This window comes from Methanosalsum zhilinae DSM 4017 (assembly GCF_000217995.1).
Taxonomy (GTDB): Archaea; Halobacteriota; Methanosarcinia; order Methanosarcinales; family Methanosarcinaceae; genus Methanosalsum; species Methanosalsum zhilinae.
Genome location: NC_015676.1, coordinates 137,046 through 158,201, shown reverse-complemented (window position 1 = coordinate 158,201; position 21,156 = coordinate 137,046). Strand labels below are relative to the sequence as shown.

Genomic DNA, 21,156 nt, shown 5'->3' with positions numbered 1-21,156 from the left:
CTAATGAAAATAAGATCTGATACTTTATAATATATTCTGATTTTAAGGATATAGACTAAAGAATATCTTTAATAGTTCACTCAAAATTATTTAATAATGATTGCTGATATCTCATAATGGCTATAATTGCCTCATCAGAAAATAATAATTCATAATAGATCAGCTTATGATATACAGCAAAATAACAATATAGGTTAAAAACATTATAGAGTAACAAATTGAAAAAGATGTGAATTCGATCTTGAAAGTCTACAATACCCTTACAGGAAAAAAGAATTATTCGCACCGCTTGAGGACAAAAAAGTTTCAATCTACGCCTGTGGACCTACCGTGTACAGTACACCTCATATAGGAAACTACAGAACATTCCTGATGACCGACACAATTGTCAGGACACTGGAATATCTGGGATTTGATGTAAAGCTTGTCATGAACATCACAGATATCGATGACAAGACCATTGAAGGAGCAAAAAAGGCTGGTATGAGCCTGAAAGAATTTACCAGGATATATACAGAAGAGTTCTTCAGGGGATTGGACCAGCTCAACATAAAACGCGCATCTGCATATCCCAGAGCTACAGAGAATATTGAAGGTATGATAAATCTTGCTGTAAAACTGGTTGAAAAGGGTGCTGCCTATGAAAAGAACGGGTCTGTATACTTTAAGATTTCATCATTTGAGGAATATGGAAAACTGTCAAAAATCGATCTGGACAGGATCAGGATCGGAGCTTCGGTTGATGTGGATGAGTATGACAAGGACAATCCCAGAGACTTTGCACTGCTAAAGGCTTCTACCCGGGAAGAGGTTGAGCAGGGGATCTATTATGAAAGTCCCTTTGGAAAGGTCAGGCCTGGCTGGCATACTGAATGTGTTGTAATGGCAATGAAGGAATTTGGACCTACAGTCGATATACATTCCGGCGGAGAGGATCTGAAATTTCCTCATCATGAAAATGAAATTGCCCAGGCTGAGAGCCTGACAGGGAAAACTTTTGTCCGTTACTGGATACACGGCAAACATCTCCTGGTTGACGGGGAGAAGATGAGCAAATCAAAGGGCAATGTGCTCTCGCTTTCAGACCTTGTTGAGACCTATGGCGGCGAGGTTGTAAGATACATGTTCCTCTCGGTACATCATAAGAAATTACTAAATTATACACACAGCTTTGCAGACAATGCAAGAAACAATTATCAGAAATTAAAGGAGACACATGATAAACTGCAGTTTATTCTGCAGAACAAAGATGGAGGAAAAGGCACTCCTGACCCTGAGATGATCAGTGAAATGGAAAAGCTTGACATGGATTTTAGAGAAGCCCTTGAAGATGATTTCAATACCCAGCTTGCTCTTAAGTCTTTCCATGAACTCTCCCGTATAGCCAATATATACATGGAAACAAAAGAAGATGTACCTACACTGGAAGCCATATTTTCACAGTACACCAATTTTGCCGATGTTCTGGGCCTTTTTGAAAAAAGAGATGAGGAACAGATTCCAGAAGAGGTTATCCAGCTTACAGATAAACGAGAGACTGCCAGGAAGCAAAGAGACTGGGAAAGTGCTGATCTACTAAGACAGAAGGTACATGAATTGGGATATACCATTGAGGATACAAAGGAAGGTCCAAGGATCAAAAAAATTTCCTGAAATTAATGACGATGCTTTCTCACCAGAATAAGCATTGCTGAGATCAGTGCAATCAGTGCATATACTCCGGCAAATCCTGGTATTATACTGTCATTTTCCTCGTTATTGTCAGGAACCTGCTGTACCCTTCGCTCCTCAACCTCTATAATCGTTTCCTTTATGTCAATCACTGCTCCGCCACTTCCAGCAGCTTCAATGATCAGCCTGTACTTACCCGGCTCAAGTGGCTTATCCCATATGGCCTCTATAGTTTCGTCATCCCCGGAAAGGAGCAGGGGTGACTTCTGCTCAATTACCTGAACAGTTCTTTCAGGATCATTCCATGGTTCCAGCACAGTAAACCTAACATATCCTTCAAAAGGTACCTGCGATTCACCTTCCAGAGTTATGCTTGAGCCTCTCCTGTCCCTGAACACATCGGTGATTGTAACTTTTTCGCTTGCATAGAATGGTTTTACATAGGAAACTGTACGCTGAACTGGAGAATGAATGTCGATCTTTACCCTTCCTTCATACTCTCTACCAGCATCAAGGATGCGATCCCAGTTCTCATGTACAGTCGTGGTAGCTGTGTGGACAGGGACATTTTTCATGGACCTGGCATAGATGACATCACTGCCATCTACAAGCATGAATGTCAGATCTATAATTGCAGGTACTCCAGGATGGGGAGTTATCATAACCGACATCCCGGCAGAATCTGAGGAAACACTGTCAACCATAATACTTGAAATCGCAGGCCTTCCATGAACGAAATTATAGGTAACAGACGTTAATTTTTGATCATTGTCATATATACTGGCAGTGACTGTATACAGTCCATCTTCAGTGACCCCTATATCCCAGCTAAAGGCCTTCATAGTCGTAGAACCAACCCTGATATGATCTATATCAATAACCACGGTCTGCAGCACATTGTCCTTCCTGGATAACTGAATCTGCATTCTCATATCCCGGAACTCATTTTCGGAATAGATCAAAACATCACCTGAGCTGATATCAGAATAAATATCAGAAATCACTATACCAGGATTTTCCTGATATTCAGTACCACCTGCAGGGCAGGCTAATGCAGCTCCAAGAAACAGCACCATAACAATTAATCTAGAACACATCAAATCCTGCCTACGATATATTATGAGAATAAATAAGTATCTGGTTCAATAAAAGCATTTTGTAATCAGTAAATTTAGAAAACAAAGTATTTAGAAACAATATATTTGAAAATAATCATACAAATATCAGTTGGTGTGGTCTGGACTGGAATAGATTGACAGTTGCTATTGATAAGATGCAAGACAGAGTTAAAAAAAAGGTAATAGTCCCGCGCGGACTACGGTTCGATTTTCGATAGCCACAAACCCTATTTGCAATATTTTATTTCATATTACACAAAATTGTGCAATACTTATATGATATCTGATCTTTAAATAGTCTTCGCTCGTATCGAGCAAAGATTATTTGATATTTAAATACAGTAGAAATTATTCTTAGAATTAAAGTACAGATAAAAAAGTTATTAAATGACATATACATAGCCACTTCATTCGGCTTATATCAAATTTAAAGGATAATTCAAATTATGACCAAATATACTAGTTTGATCTTTAGAAACGTATTAAATATGGTATCGTTTAAAAACGTATTATTGTTATGTATGGCATTATTTTTGATTACATTTTCATTTGTTGGTCAAGGTGCAGCAATAGGATTTTCAGGTGAAGGTGATGGAACACCTGGAAATCCGTATCAGATAACTAATGTTGATCAATTACAGGAAGTGCGTTATGATCTGGGTGCAAACTATACTTTAATGAATGATATTGATGCAACTGAGACAAAAGAATGGTATGATAGTCATAGTGTGGGTTTTATACCAATAGGTAATCCAACAGATGGAGGTTTTACAGGCTCATTTGATGGACAAAATTATACAATAATGCACTTATATATTGATAAACCAGAAATAACATTTGGTATTGGTTTATTTGGAACAATAGGAGTTGGTGGTGAAATAAATAATGTAAACTTGAGAAATGCACAAATTTCTGGTTCGAACATAGTAGGTACATTGGCTGGAAAAAATAAGGGTAAGATTAATAATTCACATTCACTTGGGTACATATTAGCAGATGGTAATATTGGTGGATTAGTTGGAACTAATAAAGGAGATATTGAAAATTCATTTGTATATACTATGATTGAAGGAGAGAGTGTGATAGGTGGTATAGTTGGTCAGAACCATGGAAATATCTTAAATTCATATGTAATTTGTAATATTAATGGTACTGGTCATATGATAGGTGGTTTAGTTGGTCAAAATATTGATACTGGTAATATAGAGAGAACATATGTAATGAGTGGAGAGTATGTAAAAGGTTCACTTTATGTTGGTGGTCTAGTTGGTCGAAATCATGGATCTGTTGTTGATTCTTATTCTAGCACTAATGTACAAGACACTGGTACAGCAGTTGGTGGTTTGATAGGTTATAATGTAGAAGAAGATGGAACAATTATTAACTCATATTGGAACATCGATGCCACAGATGTAACGGATTCAGATGGTGGTTATGGAATAACAACTGAGGATTTAAAATATCCAAATACAAAAAATACACTTGATTCATGGGATTTTACAGGTGATTGGTCAACACATCGTTCTGTAAATGATGGTTATCCATATTTAGAGCCTTTGTTTGATTCCTATGCAGTTTTTGGTAGCGGTGATGGCACTGTTGAATTACCTTATATAATAGGTGATATTGAAGAATTACAAGCAATGGATATATTCTTAGATGCACATTATAGATTAAGTAATGATATTGATGCATCTGGAACTACTGATTGGTATGATGGAAAAGGATTTAATCCAATAGGCAGCGAGGGTGATGAATTTACAGGCACTTTTGATGGATTTGATCATATAATAACTGGTCTTCATATTAACAGACCAACTGATGATCATGTTGGTGTGTTTGGAGTTACAGATTCTATTGTTGAAATTAAAAATGTTGGGTTGATTGATGCAACTATAACTGGTAGTGACAGAGTAGGCGGATTAGTTGGTGAAAATTCAGGATACATTGAGAAATCATATGTAACTGGAACTATATTTGGTAATAACAGAGTTGCTGGATTGGTTGGTGAAAATGCAGGATCTATTGAGAGATCATATACAAATGGTTGTATAAATGGAAATAATGACGTTGGTGGTTTAGTAGGTAGAAACATTAATTCTGGGACTATTGATGATTCATATGCAAATGCTTGTGTAAATGGTAATGATTTTATAGGTGGATTAGTCGGTTATAATTTTGAGAATATCGAGGGTTCATATTCTACTGGAAATGTAAATGGTAATGATTATGTTGGTGGATTAGTTGGTTTAAATGATGCTGATGGAGTTATTATGAATACATATTCAATTGGTGAAGTATATGGTAATTATAATACGGGTGGTTTAATTGGTGAAAACATAGGCATTGTTGATATTTCATATTGGAATATTGAGACATCGGGTTTAATTGAATCAAGTGGTGGATATGGAGATACTACTGAAAATCTAACATATCCAAAATCATTGGACACATTTAATTTCGATAGTAATCTTGATTGGGAATATCATCCATCCGTAAATAATGGTTATCCATATATTGATTCTTTGTTTGAATCATATCAATTATTTGAAAATGGTGATGGAACAACTGAAAGTCCTTATGAAATATCAACAGTTGAAGAATTACAAGCAATGGAATTTGGTTTAGATAAACATTATATTTTAGTTAATGACATTGATGCATCTGTAACTGAAACTTGGGATAATGGTCAAGGATTCACACCAATTGGTTATTTAAGTAATGAATTTACAGGAACATTTGATGGTCAGGGTTTTGAAATAAGTGATTTATATATTAATAGATCTAATGAAGATGGTATTGGTTTGTTTGGTACAACTAATTCCGGTGCAGAAATCTCGAACATTGGATTGATTAATGTAAATATTATGGGTAGAGAGAATGTGGGTGCATTGGTTGGTTGGAATAAAGATGGAACTATTGATAATTCATTTTCAACAGGAATTGTACAGGGTGTTGCTTTTGTAGGTGGGTTAGTTGGTAGTGAAGGTGGAATGCTATTGACTATTAAAAATTCATATTCTACCTGTGATGTATCAGGTGATTTTTTTGCAGGTGGACTGGTTGGTATGAATGCAGGACTTGTTAAAAATTCATACGCAACAGGTGATGTGAATGGTATAGAAAGAGTTGGTGGACTGGTTGGTATGAATGAAGGTCATGTTGAAAATTCATATGCTAATGGTGATGTGAATGGTATAGACCGAGTTGGTGGACTGGTTGGCATGAGCGAAGGTTATATTGAAGATTCACATGCTAATGGTGATGTGTTTGGCGATAAGAGGGTTGGTGGATTAGTTGGTATGAATGTAGGATTTATTGAAAATTCATATGCAACAGGTAAGATATTCAGTTCAGACATTGCTGGTGGGTTAGTTGGAATAAATATGGCATATCAAGATTATAAGGGAGAAATTATTAATTCACATGCAACAGGAGACATTATTATCAACTTTGATGGTGATTTAACTGACGATATTCAACTTATTGGTGGTCTTGTAGGACATAATATGGGTAATGTTACAGATTCTGAATTCATAGGCAACATTGATATTTCAATTAATGGGAATGTATCAACAAATAAAATTACCGAAATAGGTGGATTAATAGGTTATAATGAATTCGGAAATATAACTAATTCGCATTCAAATGGTGAAATGAATATTGAAATTATAGGAAATCACACTATAAACTCTTATATGGAATTTTCAAGAATAGGTGGATTTATTGGCTACAATGATGATGGAAATGTAGATGATTCATCATCTAATGTTGATATAAATATTGATATTAATGGATTTATGGATCATAGTTATATCCGTTTAATAGGTGGCTTCATTGGTGAAAATGATGGAGATATTTCCAATTCATATTCAAAAGGCAGTCTCAATTTAAGCGTGAATGAATATTTACAAAATGCTGGAATCTCATTTATAGGCGGTTTTATTGGTGTGAATGGTAATGATAAAACGGGTGGAGACATATTAAATTCAAATTCTTCATTTGATATTAATTTAGAATTTAATGATGATTTTATCGGTTCATTTATTAATAACGTTGGAGGTTTTAGTGGTGTGAATTTCGACGGGGATATTAATGATACATATTCAGATAGTAAAATAAATATAAACATCTTAGGTGATGAGAAAATTTATGATGGAAATATACGATGTGGAATTGAATTTATAGGCGGTCATACCGGTTTTATTGTTTTATCCAATGAAAATATAAATATTGTAAATTCTTATTCAACGGGAGATATTGGTATTAATATTTTAGGTGATAATAGTATAAAACCTGATGATGTGTTTTATATTGATTATCCACGACAAGGAGTTCGATTTGTAGGTGGATTTGCAGGTCTTACATTTACCCCTGATTCAGAACTAACTAATGTATTTTCTACTGGTGATGTTATTATTAGTTCCAATTATTCAAATATTATAGGTGGATTAGTTGGATATTCGATGAATTCATTTATAAATGAGTCTTTTTCGACTGGAAATGTACAAGGTGGAGATTATGTTGGTGGATTAGTTGGTGTAGAATTGGGTACATTTTTGGGCAACACAATATATAATTCACATTCGTCTGGTGATGTCATAGGCAATAATTCAGTAGGTGGATTAGTTGGCATAATATTGGATGGTGGAAATGTAACCAATTCATATTCTATTGGCAATGTGGTTGGTAGTGGTGAAGATGTAGGTGGATTAGTTGGAAATAAAACAGATGGAACTATATTAAGTTCATATTGGGACATTGATACATCTGGACAAACAATAGGTGTAGGAAATATGAGTGAATATGCAAATGTAACAGGCATATCTACATCGAATATGAAACAGGTATCAACATTTGAACCAAACTGGAATTTCACTAATGTTTGGAATATTGATTCTCTGGTAAATGATGGTTATCCATATTTATTGAGTATGTATGATCATTATGAAGTATTAGAACCAAAACCTGAACCTAAACCTGATTCATCAAGTTCAATGAGAAGTTCAGTAAGTCCACCATACGATGATGCTGATAATATTGAACATAGTGCTTCATCATCTCAACGTGTTATACCAGGCAGAACAACTACGTTTAATATAGTTAGCGATGATGTTCCTGTAACAGAAATATCTTTTAATTCTAAAAGAGATGAAGGTCGTGTTATATCTAATGTACAAACATTAAGAGAAAGGCCTGCAAACGTACCAGAGTCAACAGGAAAGGTCTATAGTTATTTAAATATTGGTGTTGGAAGAAGTGGTACAATCAATCAAGATACTGCGGATAATATTTTGATTTATTTCCGTGTGAGTAAAGATTGGGTTGAACAAGAGAACATCGATGAAACCACTATTCGAAAAGAGAAATATGAGAATGGTGCATGGAATAGATTACCTACTGAACAAACGGGTGAGGATGATAGATTCTATTATTTTGTTGCCGAAAATACTGGGTTTTCAATATTTAGTATAAATGGTGATGAATTGGCTGGAGATGTTGTATCTGAGCCAAAAGAAGAGCCTGGAATTGAATCTGAACCCTTGGATGATACAGTTCAAGGAGAATTTCCAGTGACTATCATATTAATCGCATTATTAATGATTTCAGTGATAGCATTGGTAGGTATCAAATATAAAAATAGATGAAAGGATTTTTACTAATTCATCCTTTCTACTTTTTTAATTTTTATTTGTTTGGATCACAGACTTTAGTTTAATTTTCCAATATTAAAAAATTTATTTTACTGATAAAATAATAAACTAGTTTTACTAGAATTTAAAGCAAGTTACGTTCATATTTTGTCTATAAACTGTTTCCATTGCTATTGGTGTCTTATGAATATACAATTCATAAGATATGATCAATTTATTAGAAATGTAGATGATTTACAGCAAAATAGTGACACAACCTTTGTCGAATAGCAGTAACTTAAAGTAGAATAAAATTTAACGCTAAACCATTGTTTTGAAAAACTTAATTGTGATTTAAAATTAATCAAACCTGTTTATAATATATCAAATGTTCAAAAGAAGTTTAGAAATTTTTCAAACTATATTTAAAAAAGCAGGTTATAACACATAATATCTTTATACCAAAAACGTGAGTGAAAAAATGTCTATTCAAAGTTATAGGAAGATTATCCCAACTTTTTTTTCAGATAATATGATGGAGGCTTACTCCTACTGCAAAATCATTTCAGATGAATCTGGAATTCCATATGATTACGAAATTTTAGAAATTAATTCTAAATTTGAAGAGGTCACTGGTTTACAATCTCATGAAATAATAGGAAAAAGAATTACTGAGGTAGTACCTGATATCAGAGATGGAGAACGCGATTGGGTTGAATTCTTGAGTAATGTTGCACTTAATGGAAACAAAAAAAACTTTGACTTTTTTTGCGAGTCAACAGATAAGTTCTATCATGGAACTGCTTTCTCACCACAAAAAGGCTATTTTGTAGCACTTTTCGTTGAGAATAGTAAAGAAAATAGTGAAATTGAAGAAAATGAAATGTTGTTGCATTTGATAGACGGTACTATCATTGAATTGAATGAGAATTACATTTGCACTAAAACAATTACTTCAAATGATGAATTATTGTTTTTGCCAAAAGATCAAATCATAGGTAAAGGTATTCGAGATATTTTCCCAACCGTTTCTGAAAATATCATTTCAGCCATTGAAAAATCAGCAATTAAAGGGGAAAAGGAGTATTTTGAGTATTCGTCTTTTGAATCCAATGAGCATAAGTGGTTTGGAGTAGAAGTTAGATATTTCCAAAACAAAGATAGAAAAAAATTTGTCCTCAAAATTCGAGATATTACTAAACAAAAACTATCCGAATTAGAAATATTATCAAGCAAAGAAGAACTAAATAGATATTTTAAAGTCAATCTTGATTTGTTGTGTATTGCAGATACAGAAGGTAACTTTCATCATTTAAATGAAGAGTGGTCTAATCTCTTTGGATATTCTATCGAAGAACTGAAAAATAAGAAAATTTGTGACTTCGTTCATCCAGAAGATATAGAAAGCACAAATGAAGTCGTAAAAAAACTTAAAAAACAACAAAAAATTGCGAATTTTGTAAATCGATGTAAATGCAAAGATGGCTCATATAAATATATCGAATGGAAATCCCATCCATATGGGGACTTTATTTATGCTGCTGCAAGAGATATTACTGATAAACAACAAATAGAAAATAATAGAATATTGTATAGTAAAATTCTTTCAATTCTTAATGAGCCAATAGATATAGATGAATCTTTATCTAAAATGTTATCTGAAATTAAATATCATATTGGTGCAGATGCAATCGGAATTCGGCTAAGACAAAAGGATGATTATCCCTATATTTTTCAAAAAGGTTTTTCAAATGAATTTTTAACAAAAGAAAACACGCTTAAAAGTCGAAATGTTGAGGATGGTATATGTCGCAATGAAGATGGATCAATCTGTCTTGAATGTACATGTGGACTGGTAATTACTGGAAGTACTGATCCCTGCAACCCACTATTCACAGAATATGGAAGTGCATGTACTAACAACTCTTTCCCCTTTCTAGAAGTTCCAGAAAATGAAGATCCTCGCTATAATCCACGAAATCAGTGCATCCATGAAGGGTATGCATCCGTTGCCATCATTCCCATTAAGATAAAAAATCGTATAATTGGCACTTTGCAATTAAATGGATATAGTAAAGGATTATTCACTTCAAATGACATCAATTTGCTTGAAGATATTGCTGCAAACATCGGACAGTCACTTCAACGCAAACAAATTGAATCTCAATTAAAAGAGGTACATAAGAGACTAGACGCGTTTCTTGAAAACACTCCCCTCATAGTTTCAGAAATATCTCTGGATGGCCGTTATCAGTATGTTAACAAGTTTCTCTGTGATTTGTTTGATAAAAGCAAAGATGAGATAATTGGTAATAAATTCGAAGAAATGATGCCTGAGGAAACCGCCAAACAATTTAAACAAAGAATGTCAGAAGTAAGTGAAAAATCATCTCATTTAGTCGTCGAAGACACTATATCAATAAATGGTATACAAAGAACATTCCGAACTGTCTTATTTCCATTGCATGATGAGAGCATGAAAATTAAAAGTATTGGAAGCATTGGTGAAGATATAACAGATCATAAAAAAATTAAAGAGTTAGAGCAAAATCGACTAATTGTGCATGAAATACATCATCGTGTAAAAAATAATTTACAGGTTATTAGCAGTTTGCTTAACATGCAGGCACGTTTATTTAAAGATGATAAAAAAATACAAAATGTATTTAGCGACAGTCAGAATAGAATTCGTTCAATGTCCATTGCACATGAGAATCTTTATCGGTCAGATAGTGTTGCTAGCATAGAAATTTCAGAATACATTACCAGCCTTGTAAATCATATTAGGCAAACTTACAATTCGTATGACAAATCAATTGAAACTAAATTAAACCTTGATCAAACATACTTAAATATGGACTATATTGTTCCGTTAGGACTCATTCTTAATGAAATTATTACAAATTCTTATAAACATGCCTTTGTTGGCACAAATACAGGAATAATATCTGTTTCATTTAAAGAATTAGAGAATATTTATCAAATAATTGTCAGTGATAATGGGATTGGAATAAAACAAGATTTGAATTGCAATCATTCAAACTCTCTTGGAATGAAAATAATTAATCTCTTATCCAAGCAATTATCAGCAGAAATTGAACTAGATAATTCAAATGGGACTTGCTATACTATAAAAATTAATAAAAATGATTGAGTGGAGATTGTGCCTCTGTAATTCTTTTTAAAACAAGTTGCATTCAGGCATCGGAGGTGAGTTCCTATTTACTTAGATTACAGGAATACAATAACTACTAGATATAAACAATATCAAAATATTATAACTAACTAAATAGTTTGATTATTGAAGCCATGGGTAGGAACGGGGGGTTAGAATTATCGACATCTCATGGCTTCCATACATTAATTATTGTGACCATGTTTGAAAAAACTGTTGGCACGTCATATAGATGTATTAATCAATGTCCAAAATAATTCGATAATCCAAAATGGATTGACCAAAAATATGTTCAGATTTACAATGAGCCGATTTCAAAACTCCTTTTTCTATTGTAGAAAAAATAAATAAGATTATTTAGAACTCTATTAACCGCTATTTTTGCTAGACCGAATTTGGTAAATTTTATTCTATTTGAGTTTTGAAATAGGCTCATTAAAATATTTTAACACAAATACTTTCACTGTGCTTCTTAAAGATTTATGTAAATCAATTTTAAAAATCATCTATCATGATAATAATATCTGATAAGCAACTCTTTTTCAAAGTGCATGAAGAATCCTGTAAATGTAATAATTGGGTAGATAATACATTTTTTAAAAATAAAAGTTATGAAATATGTGAAGAGATGGTCTGTGTACTATGCAAATGCAGGTATATATTTGAACTATCAGAAATGCATGAATTTTTTCAAGGTGATTTAAGAAAGGAATTCTGGAATAACTATTTCAAATCTATTAACTCAAATTCTAAGAAACAAATAAAATCAAAATTACCTGAGTTTAATGTAACAAAGTCAAATGATAAATTTTGGGTGCATGTGGACGGTTACGCTGTAACAAAGGAGCAGTCAGAAATAGAGTTAATTGAAAAAGTAAAGAAATGGATTAAACATCATTCAAATTAAGATTAAAAATAATATCATCTAAGAAAGTACGTATTGAACCAGTTCAAAACCCTGGATACACCTTTTTCCCGCATAACATCAAACATACAAGATCTAATATTCTTTTAAAATGAATAACAATTCTAACGAATCACACATATGATTTCAGTTGTAAATTTCTCATATTTTACTACTAATTCCGAATATTTATTATGAGTGTATAAGCATATTATGTTTTTTTTCATATTTAGAACTGAAATGAGATGTTCGTAAAATACATAATTTGATGATAAATTTGGTAATATTTATCTCAAAATATAATCCAAATATAATCAATAATTTATAGTTGATAATAGATAATATGAGTTTATCGTCAAAATAAACAAGATACAAAATGAATACAACTTAAATATCCCATAATTTTTTTATAATTCAATTTCCTTTTTTTATAATTAAATGAATCTCAGAATAGCAACTTGGAATATGGCTTATCCCTTCTATAAATCATATCACAAAGATGCGTGGGATTATTTATTAAATGAAATTGATGCAGATATCATATTATTTCAAGAAGCAAGACCGACAGCATACCTCAATGAAGATGACAAGCACTTGGTCTGGAATGAAATAGGAGATAATCGCTCATGGGGATCGGGAATTTATAGTCAGAAATACGAATTAAAAGAAGAAACAATAAAAAGTGACTTTAAAGGGGTATTTTCAATTGCAAATACAACCATTGGAGTTATAGATTTAACCCTAATTTCAATATATGGATTAATTGAAAATAATGGTCCAAATAAAGGTTTTGCAATTACAAATCTTCATAGGATCTTATCTGATTTAACAGGATTATTTTGTGGGAGAATAAACGGGAAGAGAAATATCATATTAGGAGGTGACCTTAATGCTAGTTTACAAATAGATCAAAAGCAGAAGGGGGAATCACATAAAATATTCTTTGAAAGACTAGAAGATTTTGGATTAAAAGATGCCTTCAAAAAGTTGAACAAACCATATCCACTTCAAACACTCAGGCATTCTAAAAGTAAAGTGAAATGGCAAAACGATTACTTTTTCCTGAGCGAACAAATATCTAATAGGATTGTTGATTGTGCAGTAATTGAAAATGAAAGCATCAGAAGATATAGTGATCATAATCCAGTTGTTATGACAATAGAATTATAAATACGAAACTTGTTTTTTCACTCTAACTTAAAAAACTCTTGCAATAATACCAGGGTGATTGAATTTCAAATTTATATGTAAAAATGAATTTATGACATATAACAGGACTTAGGATTATATTTTTTATATCAATTTTTCCTATCATACTTCGTAGTATAGAAATTACTTATATGCTCCGCATACATTGTTTCCCCATGTATTTTATTATCCAACTAAAAAAACGTGTTCATTTTTAAAAATAAATTTATATTTAAAAAAGTAATTGATTAATTCAAAATAATTAACAAAGAATAAATAGTATAGTCAATTGAATATTTAAAAAAATGAGTCTGTTGCATATGTATGGCATGAAAATGATTGAGCACCAATACATCCTGTTTCCTGAATCAAAAAAAATATTCATCTATGACGTATAAAGAAAGACTCGAATATGATATGGTATTATTGCGAGAACTGGTGAGAGAATATCAAAAAAATAGATGATACAATATCGATAGAATATCAGATTTTTTCATTTGCACCAGGTGAATAGGTGAAAATATTGTAATTTGAAAATAGTATCAGTTGAACTAAATCTCTTGGTGCAAATGAAAACTACTATTTTTGATTTTTAAATTTACATTGGAAAATTATCTGTCGGATTTCTGTTTAATCAAAAATTCAAATTTATATTTAAAAATGAAAATCTATAAACTAAACAAAACATTTCCGATGTAAAAATTTAATATATCATATTCCGACATAAAAACAGTACCAACATCCAACATATTACATTAATCTTAATCTTCAAAGTACTTCTAATGTATATCAATAAACATCTAACAAAATAAAAAATCAATATCATTAACCATCTTCATATATCTTTTGAATAAAATTATCATCTTCCGATGTATAACGCAAAATATCCAATAATCCACAAAAAGTCAACATCTATCGAATTAATTATAAAATAATTTTAAAAATGCATAGATTTCTAACCCAATGAAAAAATAATAGATCTTTAGATGAAAATAACATAATCAAAATAACATTTCCGATCTATTTGTCCGACTTCCATCAATAAAAGACTAAAATTCGATTTGATTATTATTGTTATATGTGATGTTGGACATGTTTATCCTTTATGATTGAGCCTATTTCAAAACTCAAATAGAATAAAATTTACCAAATTCGGTCTAGCAAAAATAGCGGTTAATAGAGTTCTAAATAATCTTATTTATTTTTTCTACAATAGAAAAAGGAGTTTTGAAATAGGTTCATTCACAAAAAGGACACATATAGAACAGGTGAAAAAAAGAGTTTGAAACAAGTTCAATATTTGTTAAAATGTTTAGTTTTATTTTTTTATGAGCCACGTTACGTTCAGGAAACATTCTTTTTTGATTATACTATAATAGCGAAAGGTCAATGAAAATAAGATTTACCATGGAGAGATATGAATAAATTATATTTTTTCATTCTATCCATCCATAAATCAATTCTCAGCGTCGTATAGACATAAACTATTGGAATATATCTATTAGAAATATAAAGCACGTAAAAAGGCAAACTTAAACTTATTCTTCACATGAGCATTAAATTAAATTGAATTATAGACATCATCTAGAATTTTATTTTCTGACAAATTATTCCTATTCATATATTTATAACATTTTATAAACTGTTTATATACTTCTAGGAGGAATTCTTTTATGTGGGGAATTGGGAATACAAAATATAATTTACTTGTTAAATTGGTACTAGTGCTATCTGCAATACTGATATTATTAACTATATTTTTAATAAGTCCAGTATCAGCATTTGCAGGTGGCGATGGTTCAACAGACAATCCATATCAGATATCTAACATTGATCAACTGCAAAACATGAAATTAGATCTATCTGCGCATTATGTTCTAATTGATAATATTGATGCATCTGATACTGTGAACTGGAATGATGGTGCTGGATTTGAGCCGATAGGTAATACTACTGGTTATCATTTCACTGGCTCATTTGATGGTAATGGTTATGAGATTACTGGATTTTATATTAATAGGTCTGGTACAAGTTATATTGGACTATTTGGATATACTGGCTTTGGTGCAGAAATTAAAAATGTTGGATTAGTTGATGTAGATATTATAACAGGCCAACTAGGCCAAAGTTATGTGGGTGCATTGGTTGGTTATAATAATGGATTTATTGAAAGTTCATATGCAACTGGGAATGTTGATGGTTTTGCTAATGTTGGAGGACTTGCTGGGTCGAATTCAGGCACAATAAACAATTCATATGCAACTGGAAATGTTGATGGTTGGGAATATGTCGGTGGACTTGCTGGGTCGAATTCGGGCACAGTAAACAATTCATATGCAACAGGAGGTGTTGAAGGCTCTAGTTGGATCGGTGGACTGGTTGGAGATAATCGAGGAAGCATCGAAAACTCATATGCAACTGGAAATGTAAATGGTTTTGCTAATGTTGGTGGACTGGTTGGTCAAAGTCGTGATGATGGAGCAATTATTACTTCATTTGCAACTGGAAATGTTGACGGGAGTTGGTCTGTCGGTGGGTTGGTTGGAAATAACCGAGGAAACATCGAAAACTCATATGCAACAGGAAGTGTTGAAGGCTCTAGTTGGATCGGTGGACTGGTTGGTTTGAATAGTGGCACAATTAGCAATTCATATGCAACTGGAAATGTAATTGGTAATGATTATATCGGTGGACTGGTTGGAGATAATGATGGTGGCACAATTAGCAATTCATATTGGAACACCGAAACATCAGGACTTGATGTATCAGATGGTGGTGAGGAACGTAATACATCAGAAATGACATATCCACATGCAAACAATACTTATGTTGGATGGGATTTTGAAAAGATCTGGATCATACAAGCAGATATTAATGATGGATATCCATGTTTCCAACACTTACATGAAATTGGAACACAAAACATCAGTATTCAAAAATTTATCAATGGTGAACATGTGAATGAACCACCCGGACCGGTAATTCATCTGGGAAGTATTATCGAATGGAAATTCAGTGTTACAAACACCGGTGATGTTCAACTTACACATATTATAGTAATTGATGATAAACTGGGTATTATCTGTGAAATTGATGAACTTGAACCAGGTGAATCAAAGGTATGTATCATGACGAGTCGAGCATATACTAGACAACAGATGAATACCGTTACAGTAACTGGATGGTATGATGAGATAGAAATACAAGATACTGATGCTGCATACTACTTTGGATATAGAGGTGCGACAAGCGCTGATGTTCCAACTGCTTCGGGTATAATTACAGTCTTATTTATAGGATTTTTCTCATTAATGTATATGAGAAGGAATCATTGAAGACTGAATCGGTTTTAAATAATATTTGTTAAGGTAATAGTAGTATATTATCTTAGCATATTTTTTTAGTTAATTAGATCTTTTTACTTTAAGCAGTCATCTTTATTTAACTAATTAGATTTAAATTACTAAAAAGGAGATAATTATGGAAAGAAAAGTGAAGGTGGTAAGTGATGGAATTTCGTTTACCATATGGGTGGACAATGGGTTGTATCTAAAAAATGTCCCACAAATTGCTGTTGTACAGGGAACTGCTCTTCCAAAAGACTCATCTGAGCAAACAATAACTACAATAAATTATGGAGGATATGATCCAGAAGATTTTATGCGAGTGATTGAAGGACCATACTCTTATTCTTACTTGGAAAGTCCACATATGGATGATGGGATGTATGGTGATGTAATGTACTACTACCCCACTAAATAAATTGGTTAGATTTTAAAAATCATATATGAGAGTCACAAATATATTATAAACTGACATTTGAATGTGAAACATTTCGATATTAATATTTTCATTGTAGTTTTTGATTAAACTCTAATAAGGTACAGGACTAATTATAATTTTACAGCAATTTAGTGACGCTATCGTGGATTTACGGGTGGTCATTGTAGTTACTATTATTCAATGAGGACTGGAAAGAAAAGGAGATCATATCTAAAAACAAGTATAGCAATTGATGTTGAAAAATTTATTGTTACTGGATTTAAGATCTCAGGTAAGCCTGTACACGATACAAAACACGCACAAACATTGCTGAAGCAATGTCATAGACTTCGTTATTCAGAATACTATGTCCTGGATAAAGGGTATGACTCTGAACAAATTCATGTTCTCATACGAGAGAACATGAATTCAAGTCCTCTTATCCCTGTAAGACAGAGGAAAAGAAAGAAAATAAACGGCAAATACCGTAGGAAAATGGTTGAAGAGTTTGATGAAAAACTCTACCATTCGAGAAACCTGGTAGAAACAATGTTCTCAGTTCTGAAAAGAAGGTATGGTGAAGAAATTAAGTCAAGAAAGTACAGAAACCAGGTAAAGGAAGTAAAATGTAAGATGTTAATACATAACATCGAAAAGTATAACTCATTTACAATTATTATTTACATAAGGATTTCTACAGAGCCCAAACAGAATTAAAGAGGGTGAATTCATTAATTGATTGAGCAATAAGAAAAAAACATCTATAATATGTTAAAATACAATCAAACCGAGCATGTATTATACTGGGAGCAATACGAAGACGTTTTGTTATTTGGATATTAAGAAAATACAGACGTTTCATAGAAAGATATATATAGTTTGAACTCGTTCTTATACTTACTTGCTTAGCAACATCCACTATAACAAGGTTTGAAATGAACTATTTCATTTAACAAAATATCTATCAGTTGCTTGGCAACATCCACTATAACAAGGTTTGAAATGAACTATTTCATTTAACAAAATATCTATCAGTTGCTTGGCAACATCCACTATAACAAGGTTTGAAATGAACTATTTCATTTAACAAAATATCTATCAGTTGCTTGGCAACATCCACTATAACAAGGTTTGAAATGAACTATTTCATTTAACAAAATATCTATCAGTTGCTTGGCAACATCCACTATAACAAGGTTTGAAATGAACTATTTCATTTAACAAAATATCTATCAGTTGCTTGGCAACATCCACTATAACAAGGTTTGAAATGAACTATTTCATTTAACAAAATATCTATCAGTTGCTTAGCAACATCCACTATAACAAGGTTTGAAATGAACTATTTCATTTAACAAAATATCTATCAGTTGCTTAGCAACATCCACTATAACAAGGTTTGAAATGAACAATTAGATCTAGATTAAACTACTCTTAAACTTCTAAGTTTTTTTGAGCATTTTTCAATCTATTTTTCTGGAACATTTCTTCAATCGAATGAATATCCAAGCCACTATTTTGGTATGCCACCAAAGAAGGATGTACCTTCTGCAACTCCACTATTGATTGTAATGGGTGTTGGAATGTTGGTAATGATGTCTATTAGGAGAGAAAATGGTAAGTAAAGAATAAGATAAGTAAAAATGGACAACTGATGTTGTCCTCCTTACATTTTTATAATTATATTTTAAGAACGAAGGTCAAAGAATAGTCTTCTTAAAAGAAAGATCAATAAAAAATAAGATTTCCCATGGAGATATATGGCTCAATTATATTTTTTCATTATATCTACCCATAAATCAATTTCAGCGCCTTTTGGGTATTAACCAAGGAAATATCGAGTAGAAATATAAAGCGCTTAAAAATTAAAGTAAACTTATTATTTAAATGACCATTAAATTAAATTTTAGACATTATGTAGAACCTTAATGGTTGTGTCACAATATTGCTAAATTTTATTAATTCTGTCCCTTATTGGAGACAGTCAAAAATCACAAAAATAAATACATTATTTGTTGCTCAATTTAAACAGAAATGAAAAATCATCCTTTGTTTATAGTTTTTAGAATTGAAAATATATCTATTTACTTTATAATTTTCAACTTAATGAAATAACCAAAAAAATTGGAAAACATATAAATAATATTTTAATATTATCATTAAGCATGTCATACAGCATTCAGGAAAGAGTTGTTTCCAAAACAGAAGATGAACTGGTTTTTGAATTTGATTTTATCAAAAATAACATAATAGTTCTATCTGTGAATGATGATCCTGAGCATCCAGATATAATGAAATTTCAAAGATTATTGAAAGTTTCAATAGCATATGGTATGTATGATATTTTTATCAAGTCTGTTGATGATTTTTGTATTCCAAATCTTCTATTCATTAATGGTGCTATGTGAGAAAAGAAGAAATTAAATTGATACAATATCATGATAATGAAGGAGAATACTACTAATTTAGTTTAGAATCAGATAAATTTTTGACACGCATCGTCCCAATAGGAGTTAAGGAATTAATAGAGAATATTCATGTGTCTTTTCCATCTAATTTTCTAAAATTTTTCCTATTATACAAATTACATTCAGTTACTTGTCAATTGAAATCTTATGATTATATATTCTATTCATAAGACCTGAGCGATTTTATCTGAAATTCTAGAAGACTTTACAGATATTTAGTGACATAACCAATGATTTTCAAATAATATTTAGTATTTAACACTTACATAGGCATTTAGAATGATTTGAGAATCTTATTTACTGACAAATAGTTCTCAAATGTATATCATATAATAATCTATATGATTTTATACATTAATCATATAATTTCAGGATGATTTGTATGTGGGGAATTGTAAATTTAAAAAATATTTCATTTATCGGATTAATTACAATACTGGTATTATTCAATTCATATTTTATGTTTTTTGTGAGTGCAGAAGGTTTACTCTTGATGATTACAATACTGGCATCATTGAGTTTATTTTTTTTGGACAATGTAAGCGCAGATGCTGGACTCTTAGCGATTATTGGTGTATTGTCAGTAATTTTCGGTGCATATACCCTGAAAGAAAATCGTAAAACAGATGCTGAAAAAATTAGAATATATAGAACTATCTCCTACATAGAAGAGTTCTATTCTAAACAGTTCATGTTTCACAGAACGGCACTCTCCAATCTTAATAAAAGAGTTGAAAATGGAGGAATTACTACAGAGGATATTGCATGTAGATTTGTTTATTCTTATTCTAAAAAAGGACCTAAACCTCATTTTTATGGAAAACTAGATGGTCTCACAGAGCACCAGCATTTAAGCATGTACTTAAGTTTTTTACAAAGACTCTATATTTCAATAGAGAGTGGCCATATAGATCTTGAAACAATCAAGAAAGCAATTGCTGATGCGATGATATGGCATGCAGAACTAACATTAGATGTGTGTAATTCAATTATAAAGTTAGCAGGTGAGGATTGTAATGGTGAAACGATTCCTGAGAAACAAAAAGATATTATTCGCAAGCCTGCAGATATGGTTATTAAACTGCATAACAAAATTGGCTTAAATAATGAAACTATCAAAAAAACAAATCATTAAATGATCAGTGAAATCAAATTTCTCATTAATAGTTAATCGTTTACAACGTGATATGAGAACTCGTCCTTTATTTTTGATTTACAATCAATTGGTGACATAGAC

The 21,156-nt window shown here is 31.7% G+C and carries 8 protein-coding genes and 2 pseudogenes; 9 read left to right on the top strand and 1 reads right to left on the bottom strand.

Annotated features, from left to right (window positions below; genetic code table 11):
• Window positions 1–238 precede the first annotated feature (238 nt).
• Window positions 239–1,653: pseudogene (gene cysS, locus MZHIL_RS00705) on the top strand (cysteine--tRNA ligase).
• Between the two features lie 2 nt (window positions 1,654–1,655).
• Here cysS and MZHIL_RS00700 read toward each other — a convergent pair.
• Complete coding sequence (locus tag MZHIL_RS00700; protein ID WP_013897450.1) at window positions 1,656–2,768, bottom strand: PGF-CTERM sorting domain-containing protein; 1,113 nt, start codon at window positions 2,766–2,768, stop codon at window positions 1,656–1,658.
• 467 nt (window positions 2,769–3,235) lie between these two features.
• Here MZHIL_RS00700 and MZHIL_RS00695 point away from each other — a divergent pair, with 467 nt between their 5' ends.
• The 8 genes and pseudogenes from MZHIL_RS00695 to MZHIL_RS00655 all read left to right on the top strand — a co-directional run bounded on the left by MZHIL_RS00695 (window position 3,236) and on the right by MZHIL_RS00655 (window position 21,054).
• Window positions 3,236–8,437, top strand: coding sequence for a GLUG motif-containing protein (locus MZHIL_RS00695; RefSeq protein ID WP_013897449.1), 5,202 nt, complete (start codon window positions 3,236–3,238; stop codon window positions 8,435–8,437).
• Between the two features lie 466 nt (window positions 8,438–8,903).
• The gene (locus MZHIL_RS00690; RefSeq protein ID WP_013897448.1) at window positions 8,904–11,576 is read left to right on the top strand and encodes a PAS domain S-box protein; all 2,673 of its coding nucleotides are present in this window, start codon (window positions 8,904–8,906) and stop codon (window positions 11,574–11,576) included.
• Window positions 11,577–12,966: 1,390 nt separating this feature from the next.
• Window positions 12,967–13,671: an exonuclease/endonuclease/phosphatase family protein gene (locus MZHIL_RS00680; RefSeq protein ID WP_048815415.1), complete on the top strand. Its 705-nt coding sequence runs from the start codon at window positions 12,967–12,969 to the stop codon at window positions 13,669–13,671.
• Window positions 13,672–15,362: 1,691 nt separating this feature from the next.
• Window positions 15,363–17,024, top strand: a complete 1,662-nt coding sequence (locus MZHIL_RS00675) for a GLUG motif-containing protein (RefSeq protein WP_013897445.1) — start codon at window positions 15,363–15,365, stop codon at window positions 17,022–17,024.
• A gap of 145 nt (window positions 17,025–17,169) precedes the next feature.
• Complete coding sequence (locus MZHIL_RS00670; RefSeq protein ID WP_013897444.1) at window positions 17,170–17,451, top strand: hypothetical protein; 282 nt, start codon at window positions 17,170–17,172, stop codon at window positions 17,449–17,451.
• Between the two features lie 165 nt (window positions 17,452–17,616).
• A pseudogene (locus MZHIL_RS00665) lies at window positions 17,617–18,168 on the top strand (IS5 family transposase); the annotation flags it as partial.
• A gap of 1,448 nt (window positions 18,169–19,616) precedes the next feature.
• Complete coding sequence (locus MZHIL_RS00660; protein WP_013897442.1) at window positions 19,617–19,859, top strand: hypothetical protein; 243 nt, start codon at window positions 19,617–19,619, stop codon at window positions 19,857–19,859.
• A gap of 442 nt (window positions 19,860–20,301) precedes the next feature.
• A complete protein-coding gene (locus MZHIL_RS00655) occupies window positions 20,302–21,054 on the top strand; it encodes a hypothetical protein (RefSeq protein ID WP_013897441.1) in 753 nt (250 codons plus the stop codon).
• Window positions 21,055–21,156: the final 102 nt, after the last annotated feature.

Excerpts from the sequence above, each read along its gene's own strand:
- MZHIL_RS00700 (WP_013897450.1), bottom strand. The coding sequence starts at position 2,768 with ATGTGTTCTAGATTAATTGTTATGGTGCTGTTTCTTGGAGCTGCATTA.
- MZHIL_RS00695 (WP_013897449.1), top strand. The coding sequence starts at position 3,236 with ATGACCAAATATACTAGTTTGATCTTTAGAAACGTATTAAATATGGTA.
- MZHIL_RS00690 (WP_013897448.1), top strand. The coding sequence starts at position 8,904 with ATGTCTATTCAAAGTTATAGGAAGATTATCCCAACTTTTTTTTCAGAT.
- MZHIL_RS00680 (WP_048815415.1), top strand. The coding sequence starts at position 12,967 with ATGGCTTATCCCTTCTATAAATCATATCACAAAGATGCGTGGGATTAT.
- MZHIL_RS00675 (WP_013897445.1), top strand. The coding sequence starts at position 15,363 with ATGTGGGGAATTGGGAATACAAAATATAATTTACTTGTTAAATTGGTA.
- MZHIL_RS00670 (WP_013897444.1), top strand. The coding sequence starts at position 17,170 with ATGGAAAGAAAAGTGAAGGTGGTAAGTGATGGAATTTCGTTTACCATA.
- MZHIL_RS00660 (WP_013897442.1), top strand. The coding sequence starts at position 19,617 with ATGTCATACAGCATTCAGGAAAGAGTTGTTTCCAAAACAGAAGATGAA.
- MZHIL_RS00655 (WP_013897441.1), top strand. The coding sequence starts at position 20,302 with ATGTGGGGAATTGTAAATTTAAAAAATATTTCATTTATCGGATTAATT.